We start from the raw sequence: 13,032 nt of genomic DNA, 5'->3' as shown, positions 1-13,032 counted from the left end.
TATTTATTATTTTTTTTCATTAAAATTTTTACATAGTTCATTAAATATCGCATTTGGAACTTTACCGTATCTTAAAAATTCCATTGAAAATTCAGCTTTTCCTTGTGTAGATGACCTTAAAACGGTTGAAAACCCGAACATTTCGCTTAATGGCACTTCTGCTTCAACTTTTGAAAAAGTTCCCTCTTCAACGGAGCCTAAAATTATTCCTCTTCTTTGGTTTAAGAGGCCAAACATATTTCCTTGAAATTCAATTGGACCTTCAAGAGTTACTTTCATTATTGGTTCAAGTATTGTAGGTTTTGCCTTGTTGTAAGCTTCTCTGAATGCTCCAATTGCTGCTAGTTGGAATGCAAGGTCTGAAGAGTCAACAACGTGATATTGTCCATCATTAATTGTGACCTTAATTCCAACAATTGGAAATCCAATTAAAGTTCCCTTTTCCATAGCTTTTTGAAATCCTTTATCACATGATGGGATATATTCTGTTGGAATTACTCCACCTTTTATCAGGTTGACAAATTCGTAAGTTTGCTCTTCTGTATCGAGTGGCTCCATAAATCCAGCAACCCTTCCAAATTGACCTGCTCCTCCTGATTGTTTTTTATGTGTATAATTAAATTCTGCTTTTTCTGTAATGGTTTCTCTGTATGCTACTTGAGGTATTCCTGTTTCAACTTCTGCTTTAAATTCTCTTTTCATTCTTTCAATGTAAACTTCTAGATGTAATTCACCCATTCCTTGTATGATTGTTTCTTTTGATTCAGGATCTATATAAGTTTTAAATGTAGGATCTTCTTTGGTAAATCTTCCAAGAGCTTTTGCCATATTGTCAGCTGATTTTTTGTCTTTGGGTTTTATTGAAAGAGATATTACTGGTTCTGGAATGTACATTGATGTCATTGAGTAGTTAATTGAAGGGTCACAGAATGTATCTCCTGATGCACATTCTATTCCAAATAAAGCTACAATATCTCCACTGCTTCCAAATTCAATTTCTTCTGTATTATTGGCGTGCATTCTAATAAGTCTACCAACTTTAAACTTTTTAGAGGTTCTTGAATTTATTAATTCTTGACCTTTTTTTAAGACTCCTTGATATATTCTTACATATGTTAATTGTCCGTATTGTCCATCTTCTAGTTTAAAAGCCAATGCTACAGTTGGTAATGTTTCATCGGTTTTAAGTTCAATTTCTTTTTCATTTGCACTTAAATCAAGTGCGGTGTTTTTAATGTCATGAGGCGAAGGTAAAAATCTATTTACGGCATCAAGTAAAAGTTGCACTCCTTTGTTTTTATAAGCAGAACCCATGAATACAGGGCAAAGATTTAAAGATAGAGTACCTGTTCTAATGGCATCGTATATTGTCTCTAAAGCTACATCTTGTCCTTCCATATGAAGTTCCATAAGTTCGTCATTAAAATCAGAGAGAGCATCAAGCATTATTTTACGCTTTTCTTGAGCCTCATCTAGTAATTCAGCAGGAATTTCTTTTTCTATAATTTCTGTTCCATCTTTACCTTCAAAGTAATAGGCTTTCATTAAAGCAAGGTCAACAACTCCCATGTGTTTATCTTCAAGTCCAATTGGGATTTGCATTAATACTGAGTTTAAACCAAGTTTATCTTTAAGTTGTTCTTTGACATTGCTAGGATTTGCTCCAGTTTTATCACATTTATTTACGAAAGCAAGGCGCGGTACATTATATCTTTTTAATTGTCTGTCGACCGTAATTGATTGAGATTGAACACCTGCAACAGAATCAAGAACAAGTATTGCTCCATCTAGAACTCTAAGCGAACGTTCAACTTCAATTGTGAAATCAACGTGACCTGGAGTATCAATAATATTGATTGGATGATCTTTCCATTCAACATGAGTTGCAGCTGATGCAATTGTGATACCTCGTTCTTTTTCAAGTTCCATTGAATCCATTGTTGCTCCAACCCCATCTTTTCCCTTAACTTCATGAATAGCGTGAATTTTGTTACAATAAAAAAGAATACGTTCTGTAAGTGTGGTTTTTCCTGAATCAATATGAGCACTAATACCTATGTTGCGCAATTTTTTATAGTACATGGAATACTTTTCCTCCTGCATGTATATTACTTAGAACACTAATTATTCTTATATTTTACATAATTTTTTTAGAAAAGTCTATTTTAAACTGTTTAAGTCGATTTTGGCTTAGGAGAGGCAGACTTGTTTTTTTGAAAGATAAATAACTTTAATTAAAGTATAAATTAAATGTGTTTTTATTTATGTCATTTTGTTTATTTTTTTAATTTGAATGTGAATTGTCAATAAGTTTTTCATATTTATAATTTGCTTGACTAAGTTGTATTAAACATATACATTTAATTATAGGGAATATATCATTTAGTAAATTTTGATTTTATTGATTAAAAATATTTAGAATTATTTAATGAATTTACTCTTGCTTTACTTTATATTTTATACTCCTAATAAGAATAACTATTGGAGGAGATAAGTTTGAATACTTTAACAATATCTCATGAATTGAGTAAGATATGTCAGGTTGATTATGATTCTGCTTTGTCTGAACTTTCTGTGTTTTTTAAGGACGGAAGAGCTTATAAATATTTTAAAATCGAGCCAAGACATTTTAATATAATATCTAAACTTGTGCAAGAAAAAAAATCAGTTGGTAAATATTTAACTGAGCATATATTTAACAAGTATGATCAAGAAAGACTTTAAATTTTAAATTGTGATTTGCTTAAGAAGGATTTTTATGAGAATTTTTATATGGAAGTCCTTCTTTTTTGTCACTTATATTACGCTTTAGTTTTTATTTAAGGTGGAGGATTTTATTTGCTTTTTTTTGTAATAAAGGTTATCATAGTTTAAATTTATTTTATAGTCTATCATTATTTGATAGGGGCTTGGGAGATATGAGAAAAAAGATAATATTTTCAATATTAATGTTTTTACTTTTTAATACATCTTATGCCAAGACTGTTTATTTTTCAGCAGGATTTAGTACACAAGCAAGTATTGAATCAATTTCTTTTTTTAGTAAAAAAACGGGTACGATATTAGATAAATTGATGAGTTCTGAGTTAGTTCCTACTTTGAGAAATTTTCAAGCTAATTTGTTTACTCAGTTTAAAAAATTTGAAAATAGTGCATATAAGTTACACGGTTCTTTTCAAAAAAATTTGTCTTTTTTTGTTGATATGTATAACAAGAAGAAAGATAATGGTGCAACTAATATGAATGATTCTGAATTGAATGAGTTGGGGTCGCTGATAAATAGTGTTGGTAATTTAAGGACATTTTTAACTAAATTGCGTCAATTAACCAATGATGGTTTTTTCCAAAAGCTAGGTCAAAGTAGCGGTCGGTTGAAAGAATTTGTAGTTGATTTAGAAAACGCTGCTAGAGATGCTATTGGTCTTAAGGAGACGTTCTTTAGAGAATTGGGTCAATTTGGAATTCATAGCAAAGAGGATTTGGCGCGATTATGGAATGATATTAATACGCCTGGAACTAGTTTGAATGATGCTTTAAGACAAAAATTATCACCTTTGTTTAGTACTGGATTCCAAGGTTATTTTCAAGTTGGACTTCCTATTTTGAGAAGTGATTTTTATTATGGTTTTGAGCTTGGGTTTGGATTTAATCTCGGACGGCTTATTGCTCCAAATTTAAATCTTTTAAAACCTACTTATGATGTTAATTTGGGAATGGGAATAATGCCAAGATTGTTTGTTAAGTATGATATTTATTATTTGGCAGCTACTCTGTTTTCAGGGTTTGGTGATAGGTCTTTAGTTGTTGATCCTGTTTATGTAGGAAATTTGACTGGTAATAATAAGGTAACTAGTCCTTTTACTGTTATTGAAACAGGTCTTAGATTAAGATTAGCTTTTCTTAATTTAGAATCATCACTTTTATTTTCTATTAATGATTTCAAATATAGAGACTTAAGAGTTGGACTTGGGTTTGAAATACCAATAATTATCTAAATTGAACATCTAAACAATTATTTAGATGTTCAATTTAGATAGTATTATTATAGATACATTGCTTATTGGCTTGCATTGATAGTAATGTTTTTATATATTATTTATAAATATGTATAATCTATAATATTAAGTTAGTTTTTTAAACTAATGTTTAGGTTTTATTTTATGCGTAAGGGGCTGTTTTTTTGTCTGATTTATTTTATATTGTCTTGTAAGACTTTTGATAAAGATTATCAGGCTATTGCAGATGAATATTATAAGCTTGCAAAGTTAAATGAAGAGCTTGGTAATAATAAAACATCTGTTGAGCTTTATGAGAAAGCTATTAAATTTGATTCTAATATAAATGCTGCTTCTGGTTATAATTTTATTTTAGCTTATATCAATTTAAAAAAATATGAAGAGGCTGAATTAAAACTTGAACCTTTATTGGAAAATGATAAAGACAATATTTTATTAATTAACTTAAAAGCCTATTTGCTTTTTAAAAAGGATAATTTGGAAGAGGCTTTAAAATTATATCTAAAGACTTTAGAAATTGCGCCTGCTAATCAAGAAGCGTTATTTAACGTTTTTTATATTTATCATTTAAAGAAAGACATGGAAAATGCGAAGAAATATATCTTAAAATATCAAGAATTCAAATATTCAGTACCCTCTAGTGCTAGTGATATAGTTTCTTCTGTTTTAAAAGATTAAGGTTAGAGATCTTTTTGTACTACTTGTGACACATCTGTATTCCATGATTTTAATATGTAAATTCGTTTAGATATTTTGGAGGATTTAATTAATTATGAAAATAAAAATTTTATTTTTAGGTTTATTTTTATTTGTTACAGGTAATGCTTTTTCAAGTGTTGATTTTGAACTTAATTTAGGTTTTGGATTTGATTTTCCTGTTAGTACTATTTCAACTTTTTATAATACAGCTTTAGATGTTGGCAAAAGACTTGAGAACAGTATGTCTGATGAAGAGCGGTCAAAGATTATTAGAGATTTTGCAGATATGGTTAATATTTCTAAATCGGGTTTCACTTATGGAGGATATATTCAAGTTGGAGCAAAATTTGATGATCTTTTTTCACTTGGTTGTGAACTTGGACTTGATTTTAATGTATTTAGAAGTATTACTAGTAAAGGGCGATTGAATAATTTAATTTCATTTGTTGGTGCTATTGAACCTAAATTTTATACAAGATTGGATTTCTTTATTGGAGCTATCACATTATTTACTGGTCCTAGGGCTAATTTTGCTACTGCCGTTTGGGATTCTATTTTGTCTCAATTTGGGATGTTTGGTTGGGATTTGGGATTAAGAGCTACATTTGCCTTTTTAACCGTTGAGGGATATTATTGTTGGAATATTTTTAGTAATAAATTTTCCGATTTTAAATTTGGTGTAGGTTTGGAGTTTGGGGTTATTTAATATAATCAGTAGCCAATATTTACATTTTAAAGATTGATGAAATTTTGGTGTTTGTATGTGGATTTTTATGTGTTAAATTGTGAGAATCTTTATTAAACTTGTGTGAGTTTTGTTTGTATTAATGTACAATGAAATAAAGATTTTCTGTTTAAATAGGGAGTTTGAACATTGAGCTTGCTTATGAAAAAATCAATAGGGATTATTGCATGTCCTGGTGGGCGTGTATTTGCAGAAAAAATAATGGCAGAACTTAAGAAAATATTTTTGGATACTGAGAATAAGGTTATTGAAAAAATTTCTCATACTTCTAATTGTTCCAAAAACGATGTTTTTAAACTTGAAGGAATCTTGTGTCCTTTCTTGGAAGGACTTGAGTTTTCTCATTTAAGGTTTGATGAGACTATGGAGGTTCCTGTAAATTTTGTTAAGTTTGCTAATGGTGAATTTAAATCAGAGATTTTAAAAACTATCAGAAATAAAGATATTTTTATTGTACAGGATGTTGCTAATACTTATCCGGTTTGTGTAAATAATAATGAAGAAACCGTTATGACGGTTAATGATCATTTGATGAATTTGATGACTACAATAGATGCGTGCATGCAGGCTAAGGCCAATTCTGTTAGTGTTATTGTTCCATCTTATCCTTATTCAAGACAAGATAAGAAACATTCACGAGAAGGACTTACAGCAAGCCTTTTTGGAAGGTTTTTAGAAGAGTTGGGAGTTAAACATATTCTGACATTAGACATTCATTCAAAAGCTATTGAAAATGTTTTTAGAAAGACACATTTTGAAAATTTAAATGCATCTTATGAAATTTTTGATGCTTTGGCTGAATTAATAGATATTAGAGATTCGAATTTAGTAGTTGTGTCTCCTGATACAGGAGCTGTTAATAGAAACAAATTTTTTGCATCTAATCTTAAGCGACCCTTGGCTTTGCTTTATAAGGAGAGAGATTACTCAAAAGTAACACATAATGTTAATGATTCGAATATTTCCGTTACTAAGCTTTTAGGAGATGTTGAGGGAAAAAATGTCTTTATGAGTGATGATATTTTAGCTACTGGTGGTACCTTTATTAAAGCAGTGAAATTGTTAAAAAGTATGGGTGCTAAAAAGATTATATGTGCAATAAGTTTACCATTTTTTAATGGAGATGCCATTAGGTATTTTGATAAAGCGTATGAAGAGGGCTATTTTTATAAGATAATTGGAACAAATGCTGTTTATCATGATGACAAGCTTCTCAGTAAACCTTGGTATTATGAAGCTAATGTTGCACATCTTTTTGCGGGTGCAATTTTTGCAATTCATAATAGAGTGAGTTTGCAGAAAATTCTTGATAGAAGTCATGATATTCAAGATTTGATTTCTAAGAGTTAATTTTATGAATGTACTGAGTATTGATATTGGTACTAGTACTTTAAAATCTGCTTTAATTAGTTCGCATTGTGGGGTTTTAGAAAGTTTTGATATAAATTATTTTGATTATTTTAATGTAGATTTTGAAAACTTTGATTATAAGATATGGCTCTTTGCTTTAAAGAGAGTGATGTCTAAATTTATGTACAAAAAAATTGATTGCATCTCTATTAGTGGTATTTCTCCATGCTTAGTAGCTCTTGATGCAAATTTGGTTCCTTTAGAAGTGTTGCATTGGAATTCTTCTAAGGGAATTAAAAATTATAGGGGAAAATCAGCTTTTTTACCATTTGTGCTTAGTACGTTTAATAGGGGAATTTATGATAAGATCAAATATTTTGTTTCTTGTTTCGAATATTTAATTTATTTGCTTACGGATAATTTATTTACAAGCTATCCTAGTTTGTCTTATATTCCTTTTATTTGGAATGATGTTGAAATTAACGAGTATAATCTTGATACAAGTAAATTTCCTCCTTTCTTAAGAATGGGAGAAATTGCTGGGCAAGTTACTAGGCGTGCTAGTATTGAATTTGGTATTAATAGTGGCATTAATGTAATTAATGCTGGGATCGATTATTTAAGTGTGCTTATTGGAAGTGGAGCTTTTGTTCCTGGAATTGTGTCAAATAGAATGGGTACTAGCGAAGGTTTTAATTTTGTTTCAGATTCTTATTTATTAGATTTTTCCTTAATATATCCTTATTTTTTAGATAATTTATTTATTATTGGAAGAATAGTTCCTTCTGGATATTTATTGCATTTGCTTAAAGACAGATTGTTTAATAGGGAAAAATCATTTAAAGAATTTCTTGAAAGAATTTCTGCAATATATAGTTTAAATGATATTTATTTTTATCTAAATAAAAAAACACTTTTTTGTGATCATATTTTAATAGATCCAGAAATAAAAGGTAACCTTAGTAAAGGTATTTTTGGAAATTTAGATAATCCTTTGCAAATAGGGATTGCAATTCTTGAGTCTTCTTATTTTGCATTTTACAATAGGATACTTCAGCTTAAATCCTTTAGAAGGGATATTGTAGATATTTTTGTGAGTGGTTCTAATTCAGATAATCTATTTTTAAATCAGCTTAAAGCTAATATTATTGGCCAGGATTTAAAAATTTTTGAATTTAAACATTCTGAGATTATTGGTAATGCAATCTTGGCTTTCTGTTGTTTAAATGAATTTGACAGCTTGGAAGATGCATTTAAACAATTTGTTAAAGTAAAGCATGTTGTATCTTTTAATGCCAGCATGCATGATGTTTATGTAGATAAATATCACAAGTATGTTTCTAATTTTAATTTATTTATTAATAGTTAATATGTAAGCATCTTTAAATTCATTTGAATTTGATATCTTTTTAAGATCGACTTTTGCTTCTGATATAGTTTTATAAGGTCCAGATCTTACCCTATAGGTATCTTTGTCGTTGATTGTTGCTGAATATATTTTTGCATTTATTTTATATTTCATCAATTCTTGGATATTGTTGTCAGCAGTAATTGGGTCTGAAAGCGATGCAAATTGTATGTAATATTCTTTTTGAGGATCGTATTTGCTTTCAAGTTTATTATGATTTTGTTTTTTTATGACTTCTTTATTTGTCTTTGCAGTAGGTTTCGTTGTTTTGGCTATTTTTGCTTGTGTTTGTTTTTTTGGGGGAACATGTTGTTTGACAATTTGTGGTTCTTTTTTATCAGTTGTTTTTTTATTGTTTGTATCTATATTGCTGTTTAAATTTGTGTTTTTTTTTGTGTTTTGTGTGAGGTCAATTATAATTTCATTTGGCTTGTCTGTTATTAACAGATTATCTTCATTATTTTTATTCTCTGTAGCTTGTTCATTTTTTGTTTCTTGCAGAATAATATTTTTACCTGCGATATCAGAGGCCAAATTTTTGTTTGGGAAAAAAATAATTATTCCAAGAAATATAATTGCACAAACGGTTACAATTGAAGTTAATGCTACTAAGAATCCTTTATTATTATCATTATAATTTTTCATTATGTTACCTCGCTCATCTTAGCCTTAATTTTTCTTTCCAAATATCCGTAGCTCTTATTGTTAATTATATTTGTTATTTTTGAATTTATAATGTTTTTATTTGAAAAAATATCTTTTTGCCACTTAAGTATATTTGAAATTAAATTTTCATCAAGATTTCTATTTAATCTTAACCTTTTCTTTATTATCTCATCATTTGCTTTTATTATAAATATATGATTGCAAAATTTTGCAAGGTTTAATTTAAAAAGCAGTGCAGCATTAATGATGATTTTTTCAAATTTATTTGTTGATATTATTTGTTCTATTCTGTTATATATAATGGGATGTATTATTTTTTCTAATGTTTGAAGCTTTTCTTTATTATAAAAGACTATGTTGCGAAGTTTTATTCTATCTATTTCATTTATATTATTTAGTATTGTGTTGCCGAATAGCTTAATTACTTTATCCTTTTCTTCTTGTAAAATGATATGTCCTATTTTGTCTGTGTTAATTTCATGAAAACCATATTGGCTGGCAATAATTTGTGATACGGTGTCTTTTCCAGTTGCAATTTTACCAGTTATTCCAATTATGAATGCATTTCTCCCCATGATTTTCCAGTCTCAATATTTATTTTTAGAGGGATCTTTAAGGGATAAGCATTTTCCATCATTTCTTTTATTATTCTTTTTGCCTCTTTGCATTCTTCTTCTGGAGATTCAATTAAAATTTCATCGTGTACTTGTAAAAGCATTTTTGATTTGAGATTTTTACTCTTAAATTCATTATATACCTTAATCATTGCGATTTTCATTATATCAGATGCACTTCCTTGGATTATGCTATTTATTGCAATTCTCTCAGCACTTGCTCTTTCTAAATAATTTTTACTATTAATTTCTCTTATATATCTTCTTCTCTTTAAAAGGGTTTCACTGTATCCATTTTGTTTAACGAAATCTATTTGATTTTGCATAAAAATTTTTATTTTAGAATAAAGATTAAAGTATGAATCTATAAAATTTTGTGCTTCTTCTCTCTTGATAGATAATTCTTGTGCAAGTCTAAAAGCTGACATTCTGTAAATGATTCCAAAATTAATTAATTTTGCTGTTCTTCTCACTGAAGGCGTTACATTCTCTTCAGATACTTTAAAGAGTTGTGATGCCGTTTGGACGTGAATATCTTTCTTGTGTGTAAAGGCCTTAAGTAGTGCTTCGTCTTCTGAGAGGTGTGCTAGTATTACAAGCTCTATTTGTGAATAGTCTGCAGAAATAAAAATATTTCCTTTACTAGGTTTAAATGCTGCTCTTATCTTGAGTCCTTTTTCATCTTTGATTGGAATATTTTGTAGATTGGGTGCAGTACTTGAAATTCTTCCCGTTGCTGTTTTTGTTTGCATAAAATTTGTATGTATTTTATTTGTTCTTGGGTTTATAAATTCTATTAAATTATCAGTATATGTGCTTTTTAGTTTTGAAAGTTGTCTATATTGCATTAGTTTTTCTATAGATTCATGTTGATCTTTTATTGTCTCTAGTACTGTGATTCCTGTTGAATCTTGCTTGACATCTTTTGGTATTTTAATATTTAGTTTTTCAAGTAAAACTGTATGTAGTTGTTTGCTTGAATTTAGGTTAAATTCAATACCTATATTTTGTATGACTTCATTTTCAATTCTTTCTAATTCTCGTGTAAGTTCATACCCATATTGTATTAGATAATCTCTGTCAAGATAGATTCCATTTTCTTCCATTTCTATAATGACATTACTAAATGGCATTTCTATGTCTCTCATTAGGTTTTCAAGGTTGTTTTCTTGGAGTTTTTTTGTCAAGATATCAAATAGTCTAAAGGTAATATCAGCATCCTCAGCAGCATATTTAGAGGCTATTTCAATTGGTATGTCTTTAAGAGTACCATCTTGTGGTACTATCTCTTCGTATTTAATGTTTTTATGCATTAGATATTTTGCTGCTAAGAAGTCAAGAGATACTTTTGTGTTTGGGTCAATAATATATGCTGCTATCATTGTATCAAAGTATGGGGGAATAACACTAAATCCATGTCTTTTGAGTATTTTATAATCAAATTTGTAGTTTTGACCAATTAATTTTGGTTGTGATTTAAAAAATTCATTAAATTTTTGTATTATGTATTTTTTTTCAATAGAATTTTGTTCTTTAGTTTTTATAGGAATATAGTAGCTTTCAAATTTTTTAAATGAAACTGAAATTCCAATTATTTGTGCTTCGTAAACATTAACAGAAGTTGTTTCTGTATCTATTGCTACGTAGCTTGCTTTTTTTAGTTGTTCTATTAGTAAATCTAGTTCTTCTTTTGTTAATATCGTTTTATATTTGACATTTTCTTCTTGTATTGTCTTCAGTGTATTTGAGCATAATGTTGTTGTTGATTGTAAAGTCTTTGTGTCTTCCTGATTTGGTTTTGGTATATTGATATCAAAGATTGATTTTTGCATTGGATTTGTCATATTTTTTTTCTTTAATATAGATTTATAAGATTTAATAAGACTTGTTGCAGAATGTTCTTCAAATAGTGAGATAATATCTTCTTTGAAATTTTCTAGTTTGAATTTTTCAAGTGATGGTAATTCTAGATTGTCCACAAGACTTATAAGTTCATAACTTAAAAAGGCATTTTCTTTTTCTCTTATTAAAATTTCTTTTTGTTTATTATTGATTGAGGATAAGTTTTCATATATTCCATTTAATGTTTGAAATTCGTTGAGTAGTTTTGCAGCACCTTTTTGTCCAATTCCTTTAACACCTGGTATATTATCTGAGTAGTCTCCAACAATGGATAAATAGTCTTTGATTTGTGATTTATTTATTCCAAATTTTTTCATCACATAATCATTATTCATTTCTACAAAGTTACTATTTTCAATTTTAAATATTTTAGTTTTATTTGACATTAATTGTAATAAATCTTTGTCTGGCGAGATGATATAAGTTAAATAATTATTTTGTTCTGTTTTTTTTGTAAAGCTAGCTATAAGATCATCAGCCTCGTATCCATGTAGCTCAAACATTGGGATATTTGCTTTTACTAGTCCTTCTTTTATCCAATAAATTTGTGGAATTAAGTTATCCGGAGGAGCATCTCTTGTTGCTTTGTAGTTTGGATATTTTTGTTGTCTAAATGTTTTTGTTTCTGAATCAAAAGTGATAATTAAATTTTCTGGATTTTTTTCCTTTATGATGAAAAAAAGAGTTTTAAAAAAACCAATAAATGCACTGACGTTTTCTCCTTTACTATTTGTTAAAGGTTTGTTTTTCATAACATGGTAGTTTCTAAAAATTATATTTAATGCATCTATTAGATAAATCTCTTTCATATTGTAACATCTATTAAAATTGATTCTTGATGATTAAATGGACTTTTTGGAAATTGTATCTTTGGTATTATTTTTTTTTGATTAAATATTGTTTTTAAGGTTTTATATGTGTTTTGATATTGAATGCATATCATTTCTTTTAATGATGAGGCATTCTTAATTAATTGTTTAATTTCTCCGTGTATGTCTTCTTGTTTTGATAACCATGAATTTATGGTTGCATAATAATTGTTGATTGAATTTAGTTTGAGATCCTTTTCAGGATTGGTGATTTCTAATATGTTTATTATGCCTTTCGTGATTTTTTCATTTTCAAATTCTAAGATAGATTTTAGCTTTCGTAGTTCAAGTATTAGATCTTGTAAATATGTTTTTAATATTATATTTGTGTTAACCGACAATATTGATTCCTAATTTTTTCTTAATATTATTATTAAAAATATTATCTTTTTTAAGTAATGTCTTCCAAGCTGTGTGCAGATTTTGAAGATGCTTTAAAACTTCTTGGATATTATTTGTGTTTTTCTTTAATGTGACACTTTCTAATGTTTTATTTAAAAAGGAATATATTGAAAATAAATTATTTGCAATATCTCCACCATCTTCAAAATTGAGTGTAGACATTAGTTCTATTATGATATCTTGTGCATGATAGACTTTTTCATCTGCTTTTGTGATGCTAGTTGGGTCTCCATTTTTGTAAAGTTCTTTGGCAATTTCTAAATCTTGTATTGCTTTTTCATAAAGCATAATCAATATTGATATTGAACTTGATGTGTTAACCTGTGTTCTTTTGTAAATGTCTTCTTTTTTTAGCAAGGAT

12 protein-coding genes are annotated in these 13,032 nt (G+C 28.3%); 6 read left to right on the top strand and 6 right to left on the bottom strand.

Features of this window, described 5'->3' with window-relative positions:
- Positions 1–6: 6 nt before the first annotated feature.
- On the bottom strand, positions 7–2,082 hold the full coding sequence (gene fusA, locus U881_RS0104940; RefSeq protein WP_024653498.1) for an elongation factor G: 2,076 nt from the start codon (positions 2,080–2,082) through the stop codon (positions 7–9).
- Between the two features lie 414 nt (positions 2,083–2,496).
- Here fusA and U881_RS0104935 point away from each other — a divergent pair, with 414 nt between their 5' ends.
- The 6 genes from U881_RS0104935 to U881_RS0104910 all read left to right on the top strand — a co-directional run bounded on the left by U881_RS0104935 (position 2,497) and on the right by U881_RS0104910 (position 8,179).
- Positions 2,497–2,724, top strand: a complete 228-nt coding sequence (locus U881_RS0104935; protein ID WP_014696373.1) for a KTSC domain-containing protein — start codon at positions 2,497–2,499, stop codon at positions 2,722–2,724.
- A 194-nt stretch (positions 2,725–2,918) separates the two neighbouring features.
- Positions 2,919–3,995, top strand: coding sequence for a hypothetical protein (locus U881_RS0104930; RefSeq protein ID WP_024653497.1), 1,077 nt, complete (start codon positions 2,919–2,921; stop codon positions 3,993–3,995).
- Positions 3,996–4,160: 165 nt separating this feature from the next.
- The gene (locus U881_RS0104925; protein ID WP_024653496.1) at positions 4,161–4,694 is read left to right on the top strand and encodes a tetratricopeptide repeat protein; all 534 of its coding nucleotides are present in this window, start codon (positions 4,161–4,163) and stop codon (positions 4,692–4,694) included.
- 94 nt (positions 4,695–4,788) lie between these two features.
- The gene (locus U881_RS0104920) at positions 4,789–5,421 is read left to right on the top strand and encodes a hypothetical protein (protein WP_051374044.1); all 633 of its coding nucleotides are present in this window, start codon (positions 4,789–4,791) and stop codon (positions 5,419–5,421) included.
- 168 nt (positions 5,422–5,589) lie between these two features.
- Positions 5,590–6,810 carry a ribose-phosphate pyrophosphokinase gene (locus U881_RS0104915; protein WP_024653494.1) on the top strand — a complete coding sequence of 407 codons (1,221 nt, stop codon included), beginning with the start codon at positions 5,590–5,592 and terminating at the stop codon, positions 6,808–6,810.
- Positions 6,811–6,814: 4 nt separating this feature from the next.
- Entirely contained in the window at positions 6,815–8,179 is a 1,365-nt protein-coding gene (locus U881_RS0104910; RefSeq protein ID WP_024653493.1) for an FGGY-family carbohydrate kinase, read from the top strand.
- Here U881_RS0104910 and U881_RS0104905 read toward each other — a convergent pair.
- Genes U881_RS0104905 through fliS form a run of 5 tightly spaced genes read right to left on the bottom strand, consistent with a single transcriptional unit; the run spans position 8,162 to position 13,028 of the window.
- The gene (locus U881_RS0104905; protein WP_024653492.1) at positions 8,162–8,863 is read right to left on the bottom strand and encodes an SPOR domain-containing protein; all 702 of its coding nucleotides are present in this window, start codon (positions 8,861–8,863) and stop codon (positions 8,162–8,164) included. The genes U881_RS0104910 and U881_RS0104905 overlap by 18 nt on opposite strands.
- Positions 8,863–9,459, bottom strand: a complete 597-nt coding sequence (coaE, locus tag U881_RS0104900; protein WP_024653491.1) for a dephospho-CoA kinase — start codon at positions 9,457–9,459, stop codon at positions 8,863–8,865. Before coaE ends, U881_RS0104905 begins: the two co-directional genes overlap by 1 nt.
- On the bottom strand, positions 9,438–12,209 hold the full coding sequence (gene polA, locus U881_RS0104895) for a DNA polymerase I (protein WP_024653490.1): 2,772 nt from the start codon (positions 12,207–12,209) through the stop codon (positions 9,438–9,440). Before polA ends, coaE begins: the two co-directional genes overlap by 22 nt.
- Complete coding sequence (locus U881_RS0104890) at positions 12,206–12,610, bottom strand: hypothetical protein (RefSeq protein ID WP_024653489.1); 405 nt, start codon at positions 12,608–12,610, stop codon at positions 12,206–12,208. Before U881_RS0104890 ends, polA begins: the two co-directional genes overlap by 4 nt.
- The gene (fliS, locus tag U881_RS0104885; RefSeq protein ID WP_024653488.1) at positions 12,600–13,028 is read right to left on the bottom strand and encodes a flagellar export chaperone FliS; all 429 of its coding nucleotides are present in this window, start codon (positions 13,026–13,028) and stop codon (positions 12,600–12,602) included. The genes U881_RS0104890 and fliS overlap by 11 nt, the downstream gene beginning before the upstream one ends.
- Positions 13,029–13,032 lie beyond the last annotated feature (4 nt).

It is taken from the genome of Borrelia persica No12 (assembly GCF_000500045.1).
Classification (GTDB): Bacteria; Spirochaetota; Spirochaetia; order Borreliales; family Borreliaceae; genus Borrelia; species Borrelia persica.
The sequence above is the reverse complement of the archived record's forward strand: the minus strand, read 5'-3'. Positions and strand labels throughout refer to the sequence as shown.